The sequence below is a fragment of the Paenibacillus etheri genome, from assembly GCF_001012825.1.
GTDB classification, from domain to species: domain Bacteria; phylum Bacillota; class Bacilli; order Paenibacillales; family Paenibacillaceae; genus Paenibacillus_AQ; species Paenibacillus_AQ etheri.
In genome coordinates this window covers 486,359-509,442 of the sequence record NZ_LCZJ02000018.1, presented here as the reverse complement: position 1 = coordinate 509,442, position 23,084 = coordinate 486,359, and the positions used below count along the sequence as shown (strand labels likewise).

The window sequence follows — 23,084 nt, the reverse complement described above, 5'->3', positions numbered from 1 at the left end:
CTCACCTCTCCACGATCGTAATAGTATATGGACTCATATCCAGACCAGACCAGCGTACTCTTGGGGTTAGTTCTGGAGCAATGCTCGTATGTAGCAGCTTACCGCGCAGGCTCTCCAGTTGAGGATCATCCGCAAGTACATACCGGATTAGCAACTGGCATTCGTCGGATCCGTTGCTGTTCTCTGGAGCCTGTTCTTGTACTGTAATCTCTGATTGAAAAAACTGCACCCATAGATCAATAGCATCCGGTGTGCGTGCCCAACGGGTTAATTCCTCTGCGGTAAAAGCTTCTGCAGTAAACGTAAATCTTCCCCGCCGGGCTAGCGCATAGAACACAGGCTTCCACAGTTCAACGACTTCCGCCCATGGTATACCTTTAGGAATATATTGAATGGTCTCAGCATCTATCTCATCTTCAAGTTCATCCATCACAACATCCGGGATAAAGCCAACCTCTTGCTCCTCCCAAGCCCAGGGAAGTGGATAAACAAAATCCTGATTCGGAGCGAACAATCCGCTGAGTAGAAGTTCAAGGCTGTCGCCGCTTGGGAGACCCTCTTCTTTAACCCATTCCTCCCAAATATGAGTACGGAAGTTAAAGCCTGCAGCTCCCCAAAATAATTCAGGGAAGTTCAATCTTAAATTAGTCTCCACCTCAAAAATATTCAAGACTACCTCAGCCAGCTCATCATGTACACGCCTAGAGAGCTCCACACGCTCAGAAAGAATACGAATCTCATTGAAGTCGATCACATCTTTCTCGTCATTGGCTAACCGGGCCAAAGAACGATGAATATTATCAAAATGCTTACGTTCTTCATCGAACTGCTGATGAATTTCTTCGAGTCGCTGATGCCGAGCCACTCCAAATTCACTAAAAATATGCTTCGGGTTACGGCGCAATGCATTCCGGTATTCCTGCTGCTCATGGGTCATCTTCCGGACCCGGGAGATAAGCTCATTCACATCCTGAAGCGCCCTTGTTACACGGCCATGCTTAATATGCATCTGAATCTCGAGCAGCTTGATGCTGATCTGGAACTCTTCAATAATCTCATGACTCATAAAAATAAGCTCCATGGCATATTCAGAGAGTCGATAGATTGTTCTGCCACTCTCTTCCCAGCTACTGCGGGTCGCATCCTCATCCACCATGAAATACTTATATTTCTGCACAGACATTTGCCGAGCGGCATCATCATAATAATAGGATTCGAAATCTCCACCATTTCCGCTCCAGAGCAGGCCGTCCACTAAACGTTCTACAGATTCGTTAGTCCCGAGATTCGCGATATTGAAGCGTTCCAATGCAGTCCAAGTCAGGGCTATAATATCTTCCTTGGATCTTCTCTCATTGGATTCTAGCTCCAAATAATAGACTTGCAACAAGATGCTTAAAGAAACCATTTCTTTGTACGGTTGGATCTCGCCAAGGTTCATCCCAGCCCCCAGATTCCATAGGGGATTCAATCGTTTATTTCGTTCGCCAAAATCCGACCAATTCATCTTTCTGCCATCCTCGCCATCACTTCGTAATTTAAAACTTCCTGTGGAACCCTTAAGTCCTCTTTCAGTAATCGTTCGATATATGCCAGCAGTTCCAAGTTGCTTGAGAGTTCTTGCACTACGTTGTACAGATGCTCCGGGTTACAAGTCTGCGGAACTTTATATGTATACGGCTCCTCTGTCAGCTTCATCATCTGTTCATAAATTGGAAGCGCCAGTCGGAGATTCAAATTCGGATAACTGACTTTCAGTTTACCGTAAATTTCCCAGCCTGCTTTATCCATATCTCCGACATATAATAGGGTGGTTTGAAGTGGATCAATGTTCAGTTCCTCCAGTAAGAGCAAGCTACTATCGATCTTCCAACCTTCACCGTAAATTAGCATGTCCAATGATAAACCACAAATCATCATTTCATTAAGCATTAATCGTTTAGCTGAGTGGAAAAATGATTTATTCTCAACAATAAGAATGTTCCGTACAGTTACTGCTGGCTTGACGTAATAAATAAACGGTTCCCGTGCATTTACACATTTTAGGCTTTCCAGTGTTAGTTTCACTCTAGTAAGAAATTGTTTTCCTTCAGGATCAGAGAGCCATTTCTCTTGACCAAACAATTCCAGTGACCTTTCTTCTATGGTAATCATCTCGCGATCCTTCACTGTACGCAAAAAATTAGAAACCCGCTCTATCCGGCTCCAAAGCTCTTGCGTCTGAGTTTCAGGACGTATCAAGTAATAATGAAGATCTAGCAAATCTTGCACCCTTAACACAGCTGAAGGATCCCACCTCGCTTGAGCCGAGGCACTCTTAGATAACCAATAAGATGTAGGTATAGAAGGTTGTTTATAGCTCATCGGACTGGATTTCATCGGTTCTAGGTAACCCTCAGCCACAAGCTCGGTTATAGCGACCGCTAGAACACGAAACCCTCCGCCTAACAATTCATATTCTGCCGGTGTTTCATAAGCAGTTCTAATGATTTCTTTTTCCAGCTTATCAAGTTCTACTTTACTTCTCCCTGTACGGACAGCGCCAAACTTTTTCTCTAACGCATTCATAAGAATCGATCTCAAACGATCACCCTCACCAAATAAAAATAAAACCCGTATACATCCGTATAGGGTTCTGAAGTACGCGAATATATGTTTCTATTATATCAATCCTTCGATGGTTAGGCTATTTTTTGTTAAATAAAATAATAGATTCTATCCATGTATTTCTACTTTGCAGAATCTGGAGTACATGCCATGCAATACTGCTCTAGTGTACTATTTGGTAAAGGGATAACCTTAACCGTGTGGAACTGATAATGCTCATAGATGGGAAGATTACTTGGCGTCTGTGTCTCTAACGTGCATAATGCATTCTTCTCGCGGCACTCGGCGAGCAGCGGCATCATAATCTTTGATACATATCCTTGCCCACGGTAACGTTCTTGCACTACAAGCATATCCAAATGCATATACTTCTGATCTCCAAACATTGATAACCATAAGGAGCTCATACTGCGTAAAATGGATAATCCTCGAATGAACCCTCGCACACCAATGATTCGGCAAATCGGTAAACACTTGAGAATCGCAAGCCCAATTCGTTTCATATAGTTGATGTTCGAAATCAAAGTCCCCGTCTGACGCTCCGAATGAAACACCAAGGCGACGGCTTCATAATTAGATGACGTCGTTAGTAAATCCGAATAAGGATACAACATCTCAATATAACGATGAAAAAAAATATTTAGTACGCGAAGTCTGGTTGATTCATCAGGCAAAATATGCTGATACAGTGGATCATCCTTTGCGAAGGCTTCTGCCAGAACGCTGGCTGCTTTCGGAATGTCCTGCCGATGAATTTTAATTAATGAACTACAAATAGTTCCACCTCATTTAGTTTACTTTCGTGATAGGCTCGGTTAGTGAACGAGCCATTCAAGAATATTATAACTTGTGTAGTCAAGTTCAATTTATTCTGACCCGCAAAGAGGAATATAAGTCAGATTTCATGTTCTCTTTGTACATTATCATTGGCACCATGCCTGCGGTTATCGTAGCCTTGTTCTTTAAGGACCAAATTGAGGAGATCTTCTCGTCAGTACACACCGTGTCCATCGCCTTGCTGGTAACCGGGGTTGCTTTATGCTTAATTCGTAATCTACGCGGCCGTAAACAAGATGGGGACTTAAAAGCGAAGGATGCAGTCATAGTCGGACTTGCCCAAGCAGTAGCTCTTATTCCTGGGATAAGTCGCTCAGGCGCAACGGTCATCTCTTCCATCGCTGTGGGAATGAAGCAAGAAACTGCTTTACGCTTTTCTTTTATGCTGTATATTCCGATCAGTCTGGGCGGACTTGTTATGGGTGCATCTGATATTGCCGGTGACCCGAACCGAGCGCAACTAGCAATTCCTTACTTAATTGCATTTATCACTACACTAATCGTCACGTATTTCTCTATGCGCTGGTTTATGGGGATTATGGCTAAGGGTAATTTGAAGTACTTCTCTTATTACTGCTTCTTGGCTGGGATACTACTCCTTATCTTCATGTAAGTACATGATTTCAAACAAAAGCCCTCATGACAATCTCTGGGATTACAGAGAGCATGAGGGTTTTTCATCCTATTTTAAAGCCAAAGTTTCCGTTCGAACTTGTCCGCCGCCAGCCCCCAAATCGGTGAGAATATGGCTGAAACGATAAAGGTAATCCCAAAAGCAATGCCAGAAAACTGAGCAACGGAAATATAGAATGTGGAAAAATAGATTATTTATATTCATAATAGACCTGTCCAAATGTCCACCGAACGTTCGATCGGATCGTATTCTACGTCATATCCGAACGTTTCGGATATAAATCGGAGGGGAACATAAGTCGCATAACCGTATAGATGGGGTGGGCTATTCATCTGCACAGCTTGTCCATTAATGTAGGCTTTATGATCGTCGATGGTCATCTTCAGAGAAAGTCCATTTTTTTCAGAGGTAATCGTACGAGTTGCCTTGTTCCATTCTACCCTGGCTCCAAATAACTCAAAGAGATAACGCATGGGTACTTCTGAAATACCATTTACAATGTTAAGCGGTGGTGCTGATAGAAGTGGCATATCATCAATGTTCAACTGATACAGGAATGGGCTTGTCTTAAAGTTCCACTTTTTCACTAGCGTTTCGCCACCAGATTGAAATGTAACCTCCGCCGTATACTCCCGATCACCCCTCAACTGACGTTGCGCTGTTAGTACATACCCGTAACCAGAATTGAGTCTCTTCACATTAAGCGGGATAATAATGTGCCGGTTACCTGCTTGTGTGCTCAGTTCAGCCTTTATGTCCGATACATCCCGAAGACTACTAAAGACCGTAAGTGTTGTAGCTTCTCCTTGAATTAACTGCTGTGCATTCATTTTGTAAATGTTGCCTGACCACACACGCGTCATTCCATCATAAGGAAATACGCTCGCAGTCGCTGGTGTAGTCATTACGCCTTCTGACTTCAAAGCACCCACAATTACGGTAGACTTTCCAACTCTTGCAATGCCAATAGAGGCAACTGCCGGGGTCAGCATCACTTCCCTGCGATCATGCATAACAGCTAACTCGCTAATCTCCGAGGCCATATCAAATTCATCATAGGCCCGCTCTTTCATATACACGGTTTCCATAATCTCCGGTACTTCTCCGCTAAAACCCGATGTTAACACTCTCTCTTTAGGCGTTTGTTGGGTAAAGAACTCACGACCTTTCACTTCTATAGATAAATCGCCTTCAGACTTTATCGTATAATTAGCATTAGCGTAGCGAGCATGATTAATCGCCGCCTTAACGAGGTCAGGATCAAGTTTCACTTCGTCCAACCCCATTTGTTGCCGAAATTTATTAATCGAAGCTAGTGCTTTTAGTTGCTCCGCGCTAGTAGTCCCGTCAAACAATACTTTTGCGGCTTGTACCTTTGTGACAACAATCAATGGAGTGATTGCCATAAGTAGCAAGACGCCTATAAGTATCCATTTATTTCGCATAGTTCCCCTCCTCAAATTTCCATATCTTGTTAGACGACATTTATCTAGAAAGGTTTCTGTAAAGCAGGCCAAAAACACAAAACAAACCACCCCGTAAATGAACTTCATCTCAATGGTTAGACACACAATCAGAGGCGTATTTCATTATAGAGCGGCTTGGCCATCTCTATATCTTCTCCATAACTTAATTATGCTTTAACTTGACTTGTATTAGTTACTTTATGTTAATATTAACAAAACCAAAACGTTGATATATCATCTATATTTTAATTAGGAGAGATCATATGGATTCCAAAGACCCGCTAGGATTAGTTATTCGAGATTTGCATTTAGAAATAGCCAATTATTTAACAAAATTGCTTGCCCCTGTTCGACTTGCTCCTGAACAACATTTACTTATGGCTTTGTTGCTTGAGAAAGAAGGTTTATCTCAGAATGAGATTGCTAATAAACTTGGGAAAGACAAAGCCAGTGTTGCCCGGATGATCGCTAGCTTAGAGAACAAAGGTTACATTCATAAAGTAACAAGTAGACAGGATCGTCGTTCAGTAAATGTATTTGTAACAGAAGAAGGCAGAAAATTAGAGACTACTATAAATGAGGTGACCCTCCAATTAAACGAAATTATCGCGACTGGATTATCTCCTGCGGATTATTCAACACTAAAGACTTTGTTAACTCGTGTGCAGGATAATGTAAGAGATGCATAAATGCATTTTCTCTGCCCTATAGTTGACATATCAATCTATTCCACAACAATAATACGAATCTATTTCTGAAAAGAGGTTTATCCCTATCATGGAATCAACAGCAACTGTTCAAGTTAGACGTCCCGCCCTTATGGCCTTCTCGCTTATGCTAGGTGCATTCGTCGGGCTATTTAGTGAAACCGCCTTAAATATGGCTTTTACCAACTTAATGGATGAATTTTCAATCAACGCCTCCACGGTTCAATGGCTAACCACAGGATATTTACTTGTATTAGGAATCCTCGTTCCTATATCCGCCTTATTAATGCAATGGTTTACCACTAGACAATTATTCACAGCTTCCTTGATATTATCTATCGTCGGAACATTAATTGCTGCCCTCTCGCCTAATTTCACCTCGTTATTAATTGCGCGTTTAGTGCAAGCCTTGGGAACTGGTTTATTGCTCCCCCTAATGACGAACATTATTCTAATTATTTTCCCAGCACATAAACGTGGAACCGTCATGGGGATGATGGGACTAGTGATTATGTGTGCACCGGCCATCGGGCCAACTTTATCTGGTTTGATCGTGGATCATTTGGGCTGGGAATTTATCTTTTGGATAAGCTTACCTTTATTATTATTTACATTTGGATTCGGATTAACATTCATCAAAAATGTAGCCGATATTTCAAAACCTAAAATTGATATTCTATCCATCCTGCTTTCTACTTTTGGATTTGGTGGAATCGTATTTGGTTTTAGTAACATCGCTGATCATTCTATAAGTGAAATCATTGTTTATCTGCCTCTTATCGTTGGTATCATCAGCTTAATCCTGTTTGTATTACGACAGTTTAAGTTGGAAACGCCAATGCTGAATTTACGAGTGTTTAAATATCCGATGTTTACAATAGGTCTTGTTATGGTCTTTTTTGGAATGATGATCATTTTATCCTCTGCCCTTTTATTACCCTTATATTTAAAAGGAGGTTTATTGTTATCAGCCACAGCTGCAGGAATTCTGCTCCTTCCAGGCAGTGTGATTAACGGAGCTATGGCTCCAGTTACGGGTAGAATATTCGACAAATTCGGTCCAAGATTATTGCTGCCGCTTGGATTCTCCATCGCAACAATTGCAGGTTTTCTGTTTACAAGCAACTCTACTGAAACCAGTAACCTGACCTTTATTTTAATACACTGCGCAATGTTTATCGGATTAGCAATGGTCATTATGCCCGCACAAACCAATGGCTTAAATCAGTTACCCGTGAAATACTATCCGGATGGTGCTGCTGTCATGAATACACTTCAACAAATAGCAGGTGCTCTTGGTACAACGTTCGCTGTTACGCTAATGTCTAACGGACAAACAAGATTCGCTAACACACATCCAACTGCTGCACAGCCTGAAATTTTAACCGCTGGAATTACACATGCATACTTATTTATCGCAGCAATTGCAGGTATCGGATTGATTTTATCGTTATTTGTGAAGCGTATTAGAGTTTATTAATTGTAATCAAAAAAAAGACAGTGGACATGAGCTGTCCGCTGTCTATATTTTAATCAATTTTGATTTGCATATGATGAATAAATTCTGTATCCATACGCCTGCTTTACTTATTATTATCACAAGATTTATGATTTGTTTTTAGGTATGATATAGAGTGATCCGTCTTCCTTGTATTCAGCATAAGCAATATCTTCCACGCATTTATAGCCTTGCGCCCTGACCCATTCCTGAATCTGTATCTTATTCATTGGCCGGCCACGCATGGAATCTTCCAGCAACCTACCTTTATCAATAATTGTAATGGAAAAAGAAGAAGACTGACTTTACCATCGTCGATTAGCAACACTGTCCGACCTTCAGCCATGTTCCCGAACTTCACAAAATGGGTAGTCGCCTTTTCAAACAAATAAGACAAAGCGGTCCAGATGGATAGAGCAAACAGCAGCTGCCAGATCTTCACCTCATCATCGTATATCGTATTACCTACAATTTCACTTAAAATCAATGATGACAAGAAGTCGAGTGGTGTCAATTGGCTAAGCGTCTTGCGGCCGGTAATAAAGGTAATGATCCACAAACCAAAGAAGCTGATGATCAGTTTGACACCTATTAGTTATAAAAACCTCCATAGCAGCTGCACCTCCTAATGGATTCACATAGGCTCGTGGCCTTTTCACACAAAATCCATTCATGAAAGGTATTACACTTTCCTATTAGAGTATAAACATTATAACTGTAGGTGTACTGTGGCATGTTCTCGCTTAAGTAGGGATGGTAATTAGAAACGTTGTTCCTTTTCCTTTTTCACTATCGACTTCAATGCTTCCTTTCACCTTATCAATGGTACTATAGACCATAAGCATCCCCAGTCCTGTCCCTTCTGCTTTAGTAGAATAATACGGCTTACCGAGACGCGATATTTCATCCTTAGTCATGCCGACTCCGTTATCCTTTATACTGATCATTATATTTTGCTTTTTTTCAAATATATCGATAAATAGCGTTCCGCCTTCTGTGTCCCTCATCGCTTCAATTCCGTTTTTATATAGATTAATTAAACATTGCTGTATTTGGTTCCGGTCATAACTTTTTTTTAATGAATTATTAAAGCTAAATCTGACCTCTACCTTGTGCATAGTGGCATAAGGCATGATGATATTTTTAGTATATTCTGACTCCGCCTTCATATTAGAATAAATCATATTTTCGGACTGTGGTTTGGCAAAAGAGAGATAGTCACTCACGATTTTTTCAGCTCTCTGTAGTTCTAGCAAAGATAACTCTACGTATTGTTTTTCCTCTCGGGTGATCGACTTGGATTTATTCAACAACTGCAAAAAGCCACTGGTCACTGTAAGTGGATTTCTTATTTCATGTGATACACTAGCCGCTAACTCGCTAACGACATTTAGTCTTTCAGATTGCATAATTCGGTCGCGATTCTTAATATTAGTAATAATCTTTTCTATTAAAATCATATTGATACTCATCACCCCGACATGCGTCGTAAAGGCATTTAAGGTGAGAATCCAATATTCCCTATTTAAAGTCCCTTGTGTGAACCCTAATATAATTAGGTAAAATCCCATCGTCAGAAAAGAAATTATCGTTGCCGCGATGATGCGACCTTTCGAATCAAGTTTTAAGAACCTTTTACTATATAGAGGGACCAGAATCAGGATTGAAGTGGCAAAAAGAAAGGATTGTAACGTACCCTCTCCACCCACATAAAATCGATAGATATTTAAAAGGATATATAGCGGGAGAACGTTCTTGTATCCACCAAAAAGACTCACAATAATAAACGGAACATATCTCAAATCAAAAATAAAGCCAATATCGAGTTTAAATGGTTTGGCTATACATAAACACATAGTCACTGCCGACAGTAGAACTAGAATCTTACTATTGTAGGCAAAAGCTCGATTCTCAAAGAAAATTAGAAACATTAAGATCGGAAACAATATAAACAAAAAATTCAAAAGCAAAGTCTCAAACAAGGGATAACTTCCTTTCAGCCTAGTGTTACTTAAAAGACAGCGTACTGGAAAAATACGCTAAAGTAATATTATAAGTAAAGTTCCCCTTATTAACTATGTATTTCTCAACCATTTTTCAAATAATAAAAAAAAGCACCTGACGGCGTCCTTGGAGGTAGAGTTACAAGCTGAGTACATCCGTAATTCCATACTCGTATCCGTGTGAGGTTCCGCTTACGAACCGTATAGCCTTTATTTCGATGAAATAAGCACATATATTAGGGACGGACCGTATTGCACTTATTCCCTAATAACAAGCCCATTCCGGGTGAATCAGGGCGAATAACGGCACTGGCTCGTTTACGTTACCGGCGGCACATTGTGTTCGGTTTTTCGCATACATTTGGCTCGTTTACGTTACTGGCGGCTCATTATATTCGGTTTTTCGCATACATTTGGCTCGTTTACGTTACTGGCGGCACATTGTATTCGGTTTTTCGCATACATTTGGCTCGTTTACGTTACCGGCGGCACATTGTATTCGGTTTTTCGCATACATTTGGCTCGTTTACGTTACCGACGGCACATTGTATTCGATTTTTCGCATACATTTGGCTCGTTTACGTTACCGGCGGCACATTGTATTGGTTTTTCGCATACAGTTGGCTCGTTTACGTTACCGGCGGCACATAGTATTCGATTTTTCGCATACATTTGGCTCGTTTACGTTACTGGCGGCACATTGTATTCGATTTTTCGCATACATTTGGCTCGTTTACGTTACCGGCGGCACATTGTATTCGGTTTTTCGTATACATTTGTCCGTAAGCTCGACTAAAACATGCATTTCGGAGGATATAAGGTCCACTCGGTCCGTTATACATCCCAAAGAGGCGTGTGCTTAATTAAAAACTGGGCTCCCCATGGCCAGCAGTTGAATATAGGACCATCCATTGAATTTGTTTCACATTTCTCCGCAGTCTCGAATTTTTATAAATTCTATTATTGCAAAATACATCCAATGGATGCTTTAATGATGCGATGATATTCTTACTCGTAATTTATTTAACGAATTATGATTATTTTGTCTTTTGTAAACCTCTTATTATGATAGATACAAGTAATATTCCTAAACATCCCCCTGTAATAGGCGAAACCACAAGAACACCAATTATATTCCTGCTCGAACTAAAAAGTAACTTCATACTGGTTACTGCTATCGCTACAACAACTACTGATGTCCAGAAAATAACTTTTTGTTTTGTTGTTACTGTTGGCATTGTCGTTACCGTTTCATGGTGTCGATACAAAGAACTAATTATCATCCAGGTTAGCAAGAGTAATCCGGATACCGAAAAAGAATGCTGAAATATTTTATAAAGAGGCAAATTATAAATCATTAAATCTCTTAGAGGGGAATATCGCTCCACAAAATAACATTAAAATGCGTAAACCCGTCGATGAACACATGAGTTAAGAAACCAATAATCACGGATATGATAAACACTATCCAGCCTGTAGATTTCAAGCCCCACCTGCTCAAGGTATTATATGCTCGTTGATCAATATTATAGTTCGAAGGAAGATGCAATACTAAACTCTCCTTAACTATAAAATGGAAAATTAGTGCAAGGATCACACAAAGATGAATCGCCTGCAACAATAATCCTCTTACAGAATGCCCTATACTTTGATAGGGCTCAAGCATAATAAAATATTCAAAATCAGGCGACATACTTCCTAGTATTAGACCGGTAACACTAAAGTATTTTGGTTTCACATATTTAAAAGGAAGGGCAAAAATAGGGTGAGCAAAGGTAAAAGGCATAACCATCTCCTAGTGTTTATTATATTTTTTTAGCAACAAAGGTTATACAATCTGTTATCAGTTTTACGGGTTGGCCTTTTCTATCAATTTCATATTCTATTTGTTTTACAAATCGTTGTTTAACTTCCCATCCAGTGTACTGCTGAACTAATAAATCCATCATTCTTTCTGTAGGTATATTCACTTCAAACATCGGGTCTAGTTCTTGTCCATTTCCAAGGTTTACCTCTTGTATGTTCGATCCGATAATAATGCAATTGATTCCATTTCTTTTAGTTCCAATAATCATTTCGTTAAGCTTACTTTCCAGCGCCTTTACCGAACTCACATGTTCCAAGGCAGATACAGCTAAGATAATATCATATTCCTCTTGATCGATAATGAAATGTTCAATGTCAGATAATCTTGTTACAATAAATGGTTCGACTCCAAATTTTCGACTATAACCTTCCAATTTTTCTATGGCCGACTCCAATAAATCAACACAAACTACCTTCCCATTTCTATTTTTCATGGATTCCGCTATGGGGATACTATTCCTACCAATCCCAGCTCCTAAATCTAATACACTTAAATATTCTTGATCTCTGTATTCTTCTAATAGATCGATTACCGTCTTTACGGGTCTATGTAGCCAGGAACCTGGCTCGAACAAATTATAACTATCGTAACACAAGTCATGATATCTCTTCTCTTCAGTTCTTATATTCGCTACTCTGTCCATATCACACCTCGAGCTTTCCTTATTACATATTTTCACCTAAGCATTTGTACTGCTTTAGACAAAGCCCTAAAATACTACATATATAGGATTTTTTAATATTACACACTATGAACCCCCTATGATAATGAAGGAGATGGTTAACGTAGAGCCTACTCATCTACCACATCATAGCTATATCCACGCGACGGAGCTAGCTATTCAATACATGAAGGAGCATCTTGATGAAGAAGTAACTTCAGAGCAACTCGCTCATCTAGTTGGTTATAGCGCCTATCACTTCACTAGAATATTTAAGAAAGCAACAGGTATTTCACCACGCCAATACTTGTCCGCCTTGCGGATGGAATCTGGTAAACAAGCGCTGCTGAAACAACCTTCGTTGTTAACGAAGATTATGCTCTCGATAGGCTTCCGAAGTGCCGGCTCCTTCCATCATCGGTTCAAGCAATTCGTCGGCCTATCACCTAAGAAGTTTGCAGCCACTTCGTCTGAATTATTCTCCCATATGAATCAATATGAACACACACCCTTAACATCAGATACATCATTGCCATCCTCACCACGAATGTGCATTCACTGTCAGCTAGAGACACCACCGGATTTTCGCGGTCTATTATTTGTAGGTTTATTTCCACGCCCCATTCCCGATCAGAAACCCATCGTCGGTACTGCGCTCAATATGCGCAATCGCGAATGCATATTTACTGATATCTCACCTGGTACGTATTACATACTTACAGCAGGTATTCCATGGAGTCGTAATCCTGTTGACTATTTTAAGTTAGATACATGTTTGCGAGGGAAATTTGATGAACCTGTTGAAGTGAATATTACAACGAAGTTGCACGTACACATCCTCTTAAGAGATCCGCTCCCGTATGATCCACCAATCGTCGTTAATTTACCGCTGTTATTGTTTGAGAAATTTAACCGAAAGCGAGCAAACTAGAAGACTTTACAAGCTGATTAATCACATATACTTAAATTCAATTGACAGTAATCTCCCTGAGAAGAGGTGACCAGATTAGTCTTGTATCACAAATCGAAGTTAAAAGTAACCTAGAGTTGGTTATGAAGGCATGGATTGAAACAGTCCGTCTATCGTAATGGTTTGCACTAGAAGTATTAGTCGATTTGAAGGAAGGCGGGAAATACGAGCTAGCAGATATTTTCAAGTCTTAAGAGCAAGCTTAAGGCTGATCAAGGAATGTTAAGGATCTTCTCCCTTGATTGTGCACGTATTCTAACCTATTGGAGGAATAATTGTATGCCTAACATCAGTGTTATTTCTATTAACATAGCTGATATGACTGTTGCTATTGATTTCTATTGTAATAAATTAGGATTCGAAATCTCCACCCAATATGATGATTGCCTTGTTAGCTTGAAGCACGAACCTATCCCGATTGTACTCTGTCAAGTGGAGCTCACTACTCAAGTTCAGTATCCAAGAGAATCACAAGTTGTAATTGGACTCCAAGTCGAGGACCTAGTCGCTTCCATTCAGCAATATAAGCAGCTTGGTATCAAAGTGCTATACGATGAACCTCGCGAGTGTCCCCCAGGCATCTATAGCGCCATTGTAGATCCGTTTGGCAATGTAATTGAACTGTTGGAATATAGATAATTAGTATAAACCGTTACTTGCATTTTCGAGTAGCGGTTTCTCTCATTGCTATGAGACATCGATCAATACATGGGAGCCAGTTCCATCTCCGATACGTGAATTGTGATTTAATACTGCTTCAAAGTAACGTGTTTTGTGATTTGATACTGCTTCAAAGTAACGATAATTTCACGAAACGGTTCGAAATCTCCAAGTATAAAGCAAATCAAAGTCGCAATACGGTTGTAAGCTCGTCTTCAATAATTTCGCCGCTGTCACGGAAACCGAAGCTTTCATAAAGCCTTTTAGCAGGCAAATTGTCAGCCTTATAAGAAATCCAGCAATATTGTGCTGGGCCAGCCGGGAAAGTGCGGATAAATTCCAAAATTCTTGTCATGGCTTCTCGGCCGTAGCCCTGATTCTGATATCGTTTGTCAATCATTAGTCGCAGGATACAATAGCTATCATTTACGAATGATGGAACTTCATATCCAGTGATTCCATATGTCAACATCACAAAACCAACCGGCTCTTCATCTGCGTAAATCGCAAACGGAAATGGATGACCACTATTAGTTACAAGGACATAACACGAAGCCATACTTGACAAATTGGATGCAACGAAGCGACGTTGATCGTCCGAGACTTCCAGGTTAAAAATGGCACGTCTGTTTTCTAGTGTGATCTTTCTGAGGGTAATCATGCTGGGCTTCTCCCTTCATATCTAAATTATTGAGTTTGGATATTATATCATCAATTTCCATGTTTTGTTGTGAAATTCTGTCTATAAGCATAAAAAGACTACCCATCAATTGGTAGCCAGGTTGAAGTATTATTTGTTGTCACATCTAATGAAAATTTGCTATCGTATTGCATTTTTTTATTTTCCTAGAAATCCACCTTCAGATTTTATCACTTGTCCCGTAATCCACTGCGAATCATCACTCGCTAAGAAACTAATGCCTCTAGCTGCATCTTCTGGCAACCCGATTCTCCCCATTGGAAACATAGGCAAAAAATGAGTTTTCATCTCTTCCGTTATCCAACCGGAATCTGTAGGTCCCGGATCAAAACCATTGACTGTGATATTTAGCGGAGCTAAACCAACCGAAAGAGGTTCAATCAATCCGATTAGTGCCCCCTTCGTCATTATATAAGCTAGGTTATCAGGATCAGGTCCTTTTGACACCATAAAGATAATTCTACCTGGAGTCCCCTTTGAATGATTCTTTTCGAATCTCTTGGCAAACTCTGTGCTAAGTAAAACTGTGCCACGATTGTTCACTACATAGTGTTGATCTAACAAAGTGATACTCAGGTTCTGATAATTCGTGGGCACGCAATAAGCCGCATTGTTAATCAAAATCGAAGCATTTCCTAATGACTCTTCTACCTGATCCATAATCTTTATCGAGACTTCAGGATTGGCAAAATCCGCTTCCATATGACTTGCCCTGACTCCCATGCTTTTCAGTTCTGTACAAAGTTGCTCTGGCCATTCCTTTTCTCCACCATTCCCTTCTGTTTCATCAAAAGGATGCCAATGCGTAAAGAAAATATCTACCCCCTGGCTTGCAAGAGAACGGCATATTGCTGTACCGATTCCTGTGGATCTGCTTGCTCCAGTAACGATTGCTATTTTATTTTTCAATGAGTTCATCTGTAATAACACCTCCGATCATAATTAGAAGGATAGACAGGTAGGAATACATAGACATTAGCAGATTCAACAAACTTATACTATAAGGAAAATGGTGTGAATCCCTTCCTTCAGCTTCGTTCCTCTACAAGTTCGAACGCCCTGTTCTTATCATCAAACTTGCTGTGATGCGAAGAAACCTGCGCTCTTGTTGGCGCATCCGGCTTGATATACAGCATAGCACTATTCACGGCTAAAGCAGCGTCCGTAAAAGCTCCAGCAATAAGATACAGCTTGCTGCCGTAATTTGCCGTATCTCCAGCCACGTACACACCCGGAAGATTAGTTGCCAGCTTCTCATCAGCATTAAAATTCCAATCCTCTCTCGCTAATCCCCAATCTACAATAGGACCTAGATCCCCACGTAGCCCATGATTAATTAAGACGGCGTCCACCGCATGACGCTCCTGTACTGTCTCGTCCGTCCATTCCCCGTCCGCATTTAATGGAGCGATTGAAACAGCATCAAGGCGATTGCCATTCCCGTATAAATCCGTAATGGCATATGGCGTAAGAACTTTAACGCCTGATGCCTTCATCCGCCTCACATTCCGCTCCAGACCATTAAAGTGCTCCCGGCGGTGCACAAGCGTAACAGATGAAGCGATTCTCACTAGTTCATTAGCCCAATCGACAGCTGAATCCCCGCCTCCGGAGATTAACACTCTTTTATCGCGAAAGATTGCCAATTCTGTAATTGTGTAATGGAGATTTTCCTTTTCATAATTCTCCGCTCCGGAGAGGTTAAGTTTAGCAAGTTTTAGCGCGCCATGCCCTATGGCTAGAATCAGCGTCTGACTCCAATGCTGCTTCCCGGTTGCAGACGTTATGCGCATCGTGCCATCAGCCAATCTCTCCAACCCGGTAATTTGTTGACCTAGCACAATGGTCGGATCAAAGGTTTGCGCTTGCTGGATCATGAGCTTTGTCAGTTGAGCGGCACGAGCAGGAGCCATGCCCCCGACATCCCAGACGATCTTCTCCGGATACATTAACGTCCTTCCTCCGAGTTCCTCTCTTGCCTCAATCAGCTTCGTCTTCAAGTCGCGCATTCCACTATAAAAGGCAGCATACAAGCCCGCGGGCCCTCCACCGATTATGGTTACGTCAAAAAGCTCCAATGCCTGAGTCATTCTTTGCCTCCCTCTGTTCTCGATCGCCTCGAAAGGAGATCTAAATCTTCTTGCGCTTAAACAGCAGATACATGAAAAAAGGAGCTCCAATGCCTGCTGTGAATACGCCTGCCGGAACATCTAGCGGCTGAAAAAGCATTCTTCCTGCCAAATCCGCCAACAGTAGAATGATCGCACCTATAAACGCGGATACCGGAATGATCAGCTTGTAAGAATTTCCGACAAGCATTCTGGCGATATGCGGTGCCATTAATCCGATGAACGATATCGTCCCGGCTACGCCAACTGCAGCACCGGCAAGTGCAACGCTATAAAACAAGAGAATCATCCGGCTTAGCTGAAGCCTGCTTCCAAGCCCGCGAGCGACATCCTCACCTAAGGATTGCACATTTAATTCCTTCGCGAGCAGTAGCGATAAAGGAATGAATATCGCTACCCACGGCCACAGCACTTCAATATAGCTCCAATTAGTGCCGTAGATGCTTCCCGTCATCCAATTCAGCACTTGAGCAGCCAAATAAGCCGGTCCGCTAATTAGCAGGAACGTAGTGAGCGCACCCATTGCGGTAGAAATGCCAATACCGATCAGCACCAGCCGAAACGGCGACACGCCTTTCTTCCAAGCAAATACGTAATTAATGGTGGTCGCAACCAACGCGCCACCGATGGCAATGAACGGTACCCAGTGGATACTGTAACCGGTCACGAAAGTCATAAAGGCAACCACAGCTACCGATGCCCCCCCGGTTACACCCAGAAGATCGGGTGAAGCAAGCGGATTGCGAATAACGCCCTGCAATAGCGCACCAGCTACAGCCAATGCTGCACCAATGAGAATAGCGGCTGCTATTCGAGGCAGACGGAACTGCATAATGATCAGATTGCTGGCTTCCCTGTTTCGCCCGGCAAGAGAAGCAAATACCTCTTTTAATGGAACGCTAACTCCCCCAACTGATAAACTAAGCAGCGACAAGGCAGCAACGACACAAGTTAAACCTATAAACAACAAGATCGTATACTTTGCTCTACGCGGTTTAAGCATGCTGTTTCCTCCTAGCCACATGGATCAGAAAGGGAACTCCGATAATCGCCGTTGCGACGCCAACCGGAACTTCTTTGGATTCCAGAATAAAACGCGATGCTAAATCCGCAGTCACCAAAAGGATCGCTCCAACTAATGCGGTATAAGGAAGCAACCATCTGAAATCATGCCCAACGATGTATCTGCATAAGTGGGGGACAATAAGTCCAATGAAAGCAATCGGACCAGCGGCCGCTACCGAGCTTCCTGCCAATAGTACAATTGCCGTAGCCGATAGCACGCGGACCAGCGTCAGACGCTGTCCCAAGCTCTTCGCACTATCGTCTCCAATTGCCATAATATTTAACGAGCCTGCGAGTAGTAGTGAGATCGTCATTCCTATTGCCATATAAGGTAGCACCATCAGCAAATGCTCCAGATTTCTTCCTTCCACAGAGCCGATCATCCAGAATAGGGCAGATTCTAACGACTGTTTATTAATAAGAATAATGCCGGAAGTAATAGAAGAAGCGAAAGCTGCCATGCAAGCGCCGGCCAAGGTTAGCTTTACCGGCTCGAATCCCCCTCCTTGCAAGCCAAGCATATAGACGACCACCGATGTTGCGACCGCACCTGCAAAAGCAAGCCAGACCATACCGCTCATCGTTAACGAGGAGCCGAATGCTAGTAGCCCGATGACAATAAATAGTACAGCGCCCGCATTTACACCGAAGACAGAGGGCGAAGCCAACGGATTTCTTGTCAGAACCTGCATAATCGCCCCGGCTACAGCTAAACTTGCCCCCACCAGTGCCGCAATCAAGGTTCGAGGAACACGAACTCTCGTCAGAATAAGATGTTCGTTGGAACCGTTGAATTGACTGTAAGCCAACCATAGGTCCTTTAATCCGAATTGATGAAGACCGTACAATACACTGCATAACATACATATTAGAAGTAGAATCGAGCCGACAACTAGGCCGGCGAGCTTTCTCTTGCTTAGGAAAGAACCATTCATGTCTGCACCGAGCCTCCTATTCATTGGCAGTCCTAACAACTAGACTGCCGGAATCATCAACAAGCTGACGCGAATACAGCGTCAGCTTGTTGATTCGATACGCCATTATTATTTCACATCAAAGTATTTAACGAGTTCGTCCAGCAGCAGATTGGCTGCTTCATATCCGCCTGCCGAGTTCCAGATCGCTTCATCGACTTGAATCACCTTGTTGTTCTTAGCAACGTTCAAATTTTGGAACAGGGGATCTTTTTTCCATTCTTCCACGACCTTCGATGCATCGTCCTTGCCCGGAGTCTCCGACACGAAGTAGAAGAGCACATCGCCGTCCATACTAGGGATCGTCTCTTTGGTCATAACTTCGATAAAGGAGTCTTTATTCTGCGACTCAGGCCGTGCAATTCCTAATTGGCTCAAGAGCACGCCGGAGAACGTTTGTTTCTGATAAATGCGCACTTGTTTTGCGGAGAAGCGAACCACCGATACTTTAGTATCTGCTTTGCTACCAAGCTTCGCTTTGACTTCCTCAACTCGTTTATCGAAGTCCGCCATCGCCTGCTCTCCTTCCTCCTGCTTGTTTAAAGCTTCGGAGTAGAGCTTGAAATTAATTTTCCAATCTCCGGCCAGATCATCGGAGAATATCGTTGGAGCTATCTGCTTTAATTGGTCGTAGATTTTCTCTTGTCTGACCTTATTCCCAATAATCAGATCCGGCTTAAGGCTCGCGATCAATTCAATATTCGGCTGAAGCTCGTCTCCCACAACTGTAACGCCTTCCATGTCTTTCTTGATATGGTCGTACCAAGGGTCGCCAATCCAAGACTGAACGGCTCCGACCGGTTTGATGCCCAGTGCCAAAAGTGCCTCTGTTCCTTCATTGGTCAATATAACAACACGTTCAGGGGCGCCGGTGAGCGTTTCTTCCCCCATCGCATGCTTAATTACTCTTGTGTCATTGCTTACATCCGTCGACGTGCTTGCAGCAGGACTTGCAGAAGTTGCTACATTATTTGTAGATGTACTGCTGTTTGTCGGTGTGACATTCGTTCCCCCTGCCGAGCATGCACTCAAAAAGAGAACGAAACAAAATAATAAGGTTGCTGCCATTGTTGTTCTTGACTTACGATACATCAGTATTTCCCCTTCTCTTTTATATTGATAATGATTCTCAAACTCATTACCAATATAACGTTGCTGTCTTCTAGCAACAATGGGAGATCTGAACACGACGGATGGATTATTTCGACGTTGCTCCTGTTGCAACGCAGCTTCTTTAAAGCTAGTGGGAGAAACCCCCTCGTATTTCTTGAATATCCGACTGAAATAATAGCTGTCCGTATAGCCAACGCTGTCGGCAATTTCCTTCAGAGTGAAGTCTGTGGAAAGAAGCAAATGCTTCGCTTTGCTCATCCGTAATTGAATCAAATAATCGATCGGGCTCGTTCTCACTTGCTTCTTAAAGGCGCGCAGTAGCTGTCTAGAGCTGCAACTAAGGTGTTCAAGCAACGTCTCAAGCGTTATCGGCTCCCGATAGCGTTCATGAATATAACGAACCGCTTGGGCCACCAAATCAGGCTTGACAGCTATAATATTCTGGCGTTCCATCTGTTCTAGAATTTCATAAACCATTTGATAAAATATCGCTTTAACTTGAAGCTTATCCAATAGATTCGAACGATGCCATTCCTTACTCATGGAGGTAACATGATGGAAGACTGAGATCGGATAATGGGGCTTAAATACATATTGCATTTGAAACGGATTGTGCTGCTCCATCAGCTTGATCGTTTCTTGACGGGATGGTAGTGCTAGCACCGCTTTATACAAAATAATATAGTATTCCAGCAGCTCATCTGCCGTAATATCAAGGTAGATACCCTTACCCCCATGGAGCAAGGAAAAACGACTGACGAGGTGAGAGATCCCGTCCAGTTGAAGCTGTGCACTACCTTTAGTCACATATAAGAAGACGCTTGAGGGCATTCTATACGCATGCAGCTCCTCGCCTTGTTCCATTCTTGTATGTCGTATATCTATGATTTTGATAAATGCCTGATTCCATAGCAAAGCTTGATTATTCAATGTCACCGTTTTACTCTCCCCCTTCTCTTTCACTCCATTTGGAGAGATTATACCTCCATCATATATGATAATGATTATCATTTACAATAATATTGGCATAATTTTTCCAGCAGCGTTATTGGCAATGGGGCGTAAAAAAAAACGAGTAACCGTTGATTGGTTAGCTCGTCATTTTATATAAATCATTTCGATAAGCTCCGCGCAAATCCCATGTGCCCCCTCCAGCTACGTTCTGGATGACATAGCTGATATGTGTTGAAGGATCTTCGACACGCATTCATCTAACGAAAACTTGTCTGTCTCTACGATCACATCCGGGCAAATAGGCTCTTCATATGGAGAATCAATACCCGTAAAATGCTTGATTTGTCCGGCTCTTGCTTGTTTATATAGACCTTTCGGATCTCTCTCCTCACATACTTCCAAAGGGCATTGAACATAAACTTCCTTGTAGGAATCCCCTATGAGAGAACGGACCTTATCACGTGTGGAGCGATATGGAGAGATCGAGGCAACGATCACATTCAGGTTCGCATCAAGCAGAATCTTACCAATCTCACCAATTCTTCTGCCGACCTCCAATCGATCTTTTTCGCTAAATTGAAGATCCTGATTAATACCTCTCCTCAATGTATCACCGTCCAGAATGTAGCAATTCTCAATGTGATTTTTCAGTTCCTCTGCAAGCGTAGATTTACCTGAACCCGATAGTCCAGTTAGCCATATCATTTGATTCATAGATACGTACCTCTTCCTGCTAGATTCTATTGTTAAAATACTTTGTATAGTTATTCTACCTTAAACACAATTTCAGTACCTGTCCCATCCCTCTTTAAGGGTGAACTAAATTCCCTGAACTCTAATTTAATACCGGAGATATCGTCGGGGAGGGGCGGAGATACTACATAGTTATAGGCTGCATGTCCTGATGAACTTCCGCCGTTCGTCATTCGACAATCATACGATTCATCTATAAATAACTCAAAATGGTTAGGTTTATTAGAGTATAGCTCAGTGGTAATATCCCAATCCAGACTAAGCGTGATAACACTAGCATTATTGTATTGTCGTATAGAGGTCAGCGTATAGAAGAACTCATCCTTCTCTATGGATTGTAGAACAGCAATATGTTTTGTAAAACCAGTAGGCTCGACCATCGGTTTAAAATGCTCTTCACTAAATAATGTCCCAAATACCGTTTTCAAGAAATCCTCGTAGAGTTCAAACTTCGCCGCCCAATCTGAAATATACTCAAAAGATGGGAATCCTGGATTATTATCCGAGCGTTCCTTACGTGATTTTATCAATGCACAAATCTGCTCATCGATATCTGTAATTCTTTGATCGTAATGCTCGGTTGGGCGTATAAACTGCATCCGTTTCATCTTAGTCCTCCTTATTGCAATTCTTTGCATTCATATGCTCATTAGACTAGCGTTACTTCAACAAATTATTTTATACATTTAAACACGAGAAAAAGTGGGATTCTCATCCTTCTCTTATACTCGCCTTCACTATTAAAAAACTGGGAATTCGGCTTGCATTCTCTAATATCCTCTATCTTAAATCCAACATGTTTCAGTGTCTGAAAATACTCTTCAAAAGTTCTGTGGTACTTAACTACACTTTCTCCAATCCAAGGCTCCTTTCTCTTACCGCTTTCAAAATAGTTATCGACGATCCAGTCCGACTTTCTTTCTGAAGTTGTTGCACTATTCATGGATGATGTTAGAACCGGATGCTGAACACTAAAAATAAACTGACCATTAGGGATAAGGGCACTACGGATACTATCAAAGATTGGTTTTAGGTCTTGTAAATAATGAATAGCCAATCGAGAAATTACCAAATCATATTGCTCTTTTGGGTAATTCCAACTCTCCATAGTAGCATGGTGAATCTTACTTTTAGATGTTTTTAACAGTTCTTTTGCCGCTTTGAACATATTACTTGAACCTTCCACACCTTCGTAAAAGTTACATCCCTGCTCAAGCAACTCATATCCGAACTTAGCATCCCCGCATCCTAAATCGAGCACCTTTTTCCCAAGTACATCACCCATAAGATCATATATAACCGGCTTTTCAATAATGTTATTTGGGCTATCCGCTCTGTTTCTTCTCAATAAATAGTTATAGAAAAAATCTGCATTGTCATACACCGCTGACCCTTTGTAATCCAAAAGAATACCTCCTTGCTGTAAGAAAATACTTTTTGGGTAATTTTAGCATTTAAAACAACCTAATACTACCGATGATTTCAT

General features: G+C 41.7%; 22 protein-coding genes and 1 pseudogene. 5 read left to right on the top strand and 18 right to left on the bottom strand.

Going from position 1 to position 23,084, the window contains the following annotated elements; translation table 11 throughout:
* Window position 1: 1 nt before the first annotated feature.
* From UQ64_RS07850 to UQ64_RS07840, 3 genes are all read right to left on the bottom strand, one after another.
* Window positions 2-1,507, bottom strand: coding sequence for a hypothetical protein (locus tag UQ64_RS07850; protein ID WP_060622891.1), 1,506 nt, complete (start codon window positions 1,505-1,507; stop codon window positions 2-4).
* A complete protein-coding gene (locus tag UQ64_RS07845; protein WP_209445733.1) occupies window positions 1,504-2,568 on the bottom strand; it encodes a Wadjet anti-phage system protein JetD domain-containing protein in 1,065 nt (354 codons plus the stop codon). The genes UQ64_RS07850 and UQ64_RS07845 overlap by 4 nt, the downstream gene beginning before the upstream one ends.
* A gap of 161 nt (window positions 2,569-2,729) precedes the next feature.
* Window positions 2,730-3,281 carry a GNAT family N-acetyltransferase gene (locus UQ64_RS07840; protein WP_245237883.1) on the bottom strand — a complete coding sequence of 184 codons (552 nt, stop codon included), beginning with the start codon at window positions 3,279-3,281 and terminating at the stop codon, window positions 2,730-2,732.
* Window positions 3,282-3,436: 155 nt separating this feature from the next.
* Between UQ64_RS07840 and UQ64_RS07835 the strand changes: the two genes are divergently transcribed.
* Window positions 3,437-4,057 (top strand): undecaprenyl-diphosphate phosphatase, encoded by a 621-nt coding sequence (locus UQ64_RS07835; RefSeq protein ID WP_425339576.1) that lies wholly within the window; start codon window positions 3,437-3,439, stop codon window positions 4,055-4,057.
* A 221-nt stretch (window positions 4,058-4,278) separates the two neighbouring features.
* Here the strand turns inward: UQ64_RS07835 and UQ64_RS07830 are convergent, their stop codons facing one another.
* On the bottom strand, window positions 4,279-5,523 hold the full coding sequence (locus UQ64_RS07830) for a stalk domain-containing protein (protein ID WP_060622888.1): 1,245 nt from the start codon (window positions 5,521-5,523) through the stop codon (window positions 4,279-4,281).
* Window positions 5,524-5,807: 284 nt separating this feature from the next.
* Between UQ64_RS07830 and UQ64_RS07825 the strand changes: the two genes are divergently transcribed.
* Together UQ64_RS07825 and UQ64_RS07820 are read left to right on the top strand one after the other, a co-directional pair.
* Window positions 5,808-6,233 (top strand): MarR family winged helix-turn-helix transcriptional regulator, encoded by a 426-nt coding sequence (locus UQ64_RS07825; protein WP_060622887.1) that lies wholly within the window; start codon window positions 5,808-5,810, stop codon window positions 6,231-6,233.
* 88 nt (window positions 6,234-6,321) lie between these two features.
* Complete coding sequence (locus tag UQ64_RS07820; RefSeq protein ID WP_060622886.1) at window positions 6,322-7,731, top strand: MDR family MFS transporter; 1,410 nt, start codon at window positions 6,322-6,324, stop codon at window positions 7,729-7,731.
* A gap of 125 nt (window positions 7,732-7,856) precedes the next feature.
* On the opposite strand, the gene UQ64_RS32015 is transcribed toward UQ64_RS07820, so the two are convergent.
* The 5 genes and pseudogenes from UQ64_RS32015 to UQ64_RS07795 form a co-directional block, all read right to left on the bottom strand.
* A complete protein-coding gene (locus tag UQ64_RS32015) occupies window positions 7,857-7,979 on the bottom strand; it encodes a hypothetical protein (RefSeq protein WP_245237882.1) in 123 nt (40 codons plus the stop codon).
* Window positions 7,976-8,308, bottom strand: a complete 333-nt coding sequence (locus UQ64_RS07815) for a DUF421 domain-containing protein (RefSeq protein WP_245237881.1) — start codon at window positions 8,306-8,308, stop codon at window positions 7,976-7,978. Before UQ64_RS07815 ends, UQ64_RS32015 begins: the two co-directional genes overlap by 4 nt.
* Before the next feature lie 184 nt (window positions 8,309-8,492).
* Window positions 8,493-9,680 (bottom strand): ATP-binding protein, encoded by a 1,188-nt coding sequence (locus tag UQ64_RS07810; RefSeq protein ID WP_245237880.1) that lies wholly within the window; start codon window positions 9,678-9,680, stop codon window positions 8,493-8,495.
* A gap of 1,109 nt (window positions 9,681-10,789) precedes the next feature.
* Window positions 10,790-11,538, bottom strand: a pseudogene (locus tag UQ64_RS32010) (DUF4184 family protein).
* A 19-nt stretch (window positions 11,539-11,557) separates the two neighbouring features.
* A complete protein-coding gene (locus UQ64_RS07795) occupies window positions 11,558-12,262 on the bottom strand; it encodes a class I SAM-dependent methyltransferase (RefSeq protein ID WP_060622882.1) in 705 nt (234 codons plus the stop codon).
* A 124-nt stretch (window positions 12,263-12,386) separates the two neighbouring features.
* Between UQ64_RS07795 and UQ64_RS07790 the strand changes: the two genes are divergently transcribed.
* Together UQ64_RS07790 and UQ64_RS07785 are read left to right on the top strand one after the other, a co-directional pair.
* Window positions 12,387-13,211 (top strand): helix-turn-helix domain-containing protein, encoded by an 825-nt coding sequence (locus UQ64_RS07790; protein ID WP_342447577.1) that lies wholly within the window; start codon window positions 12,387-12,389, stop codon window positions 13,209-13,211.
* 318 nt (window positions 13,212-13,529) lie between these two features.
* The gene (locus tag UQ64_RS07785; RefSeq protein ID WP_060622881.1) at window positions 13,530-13,889 is read left to right on the top strand and encodes a VOC family protein; all 360 of its coding nucleotides are present in this window, start codon (window positions 13,530-13,532) and stop codon (window positions 13,887-13,889) included.
* Window positions 13,890-14,094: 205 nt separating this feature from the next.
* On the opposite strand, the gene UQ64_RS07780 is transcribed toward UQ64_RS07785, so the two are convergent.
* From UQ64_RS07780 to UQ64_RS07740, 9 genes are all read right to left on the bottom strand, one after another.
* Window positions 14,095-14,571: a GNAT family N-acetyltransferase gene (locus tag UQ64_RS07780; RefSeq protein ID WP_060622880.1), complete on the bottom strand. Its 477-nt coding sequence runs from the start codon at window positions 14,569-14,571 to the stop codon at window positions 14,095-14,097.
* Window positions 14,572-14,748: 177 nt separating this feature from the next.
* Window positions 14,749-15,528, bottom strand: a complete 780-nt coding sequence (locus UQ64_RS07775) for an SDR family oxidoreductase (RefSeq protein WP_060622879.1) — start codon at window positions 15,526-15,528, stop codon at window positions 14,749-14,751.
* Window positions 15,529-15,638: 110 nt separating this feature from the next.
* Window positions 15,639-16,700 carry an NAD(P)/FAD-dependent oxidoreductase gene (locus UQ64_RS07770; RefSeq protein ID WP_060622878.1) on the bottom strand — a complete coding sequence of 354 codons (1,062 nt, stop codon included), beginning with the start codon at window positions 16,698-16,700 and terminating at the stop codon, window positions 15,639-15,641.
* Between the two features lie 40 nt (window positions 16,701-16,740).
* Window positions 16,741-17,742, bottom strand: a complete 1,002-nt coding sequence (locus UQ64_RS07765; RefSeq protein WP_082651020.1) for a FecCD family ABC transporter permease — start codon at window positions 17,740-17,742, stop codon at window positions 16,741-16,743.
* Entirely contained in the window at window positions 17,735-18,739 is a 1,005-nt protein-coding gene (locus UQ64_RS07760) for a FecCD family ABC transporter permease (RefSeq protein ID WP_060623260.1), read from the bottom strand. The genes UQ64_RS07765 and UQ64_RS07760 overlap by 8 nt, the downstream gene beginning before the upstream one ends.
* Before the next feature lie 108 nt (window positions 18,740-18,847).
* The gene (locus UQ64_RS07755) at window positions 18,848-20,902 is read right to left on the bottom strand and encodes an AraC family transcriptional regulator (protein WP_245237879.1); all 2,055 of its coding nucleotides are present in this window, start codon (window positions 20,900-20,902) and stop codon (window positions 18,848-18,850) included.
* Window positions 20,903-21,046: 144 nt separating this feature from the next.
* Entirely contained in the window at window positions 21,047-21,589 is a 543-nt protein-coding gene (gene cysC / locus UQ64_RS07750; RefSeq protein ID WP_280818174.1) for an adenylyl-sulfate kinase, read from the bottom strand.
* A 20-nt stretch (window positions 21,590-21,609) separates the two neighbouring features.
* Window positions 21,610-22,206 carry a hypothetical protein gene (locus UQ64_RS07745; RefSeq protein ID WP_060622874.1) on the bottom strand — a complete coding sequence of 199 codons (597 nt, stop codon included), beginning with the start codon at window positions 22,204-22,206 and terminating at the stop codon, window positions 21,610-21,612.
* Window positions 22,207-22,271: 65 nt separating this feature from the next.
* Window positions 22,272-23,003: a class I SAM-dependent DNA methyltransferase gene (locus tag UQ64_RS07740; RefSeq protein WP_060622873.1), complete on the bottom strand. Its 732-nt coding sequence runs from the start codon at window positions 23,001-23,003 to the stop codon at window positions 22,272-22,274.
* Between the last annotated feature and the right edge of the window lie 81 nt (window positions 23,004-23,084).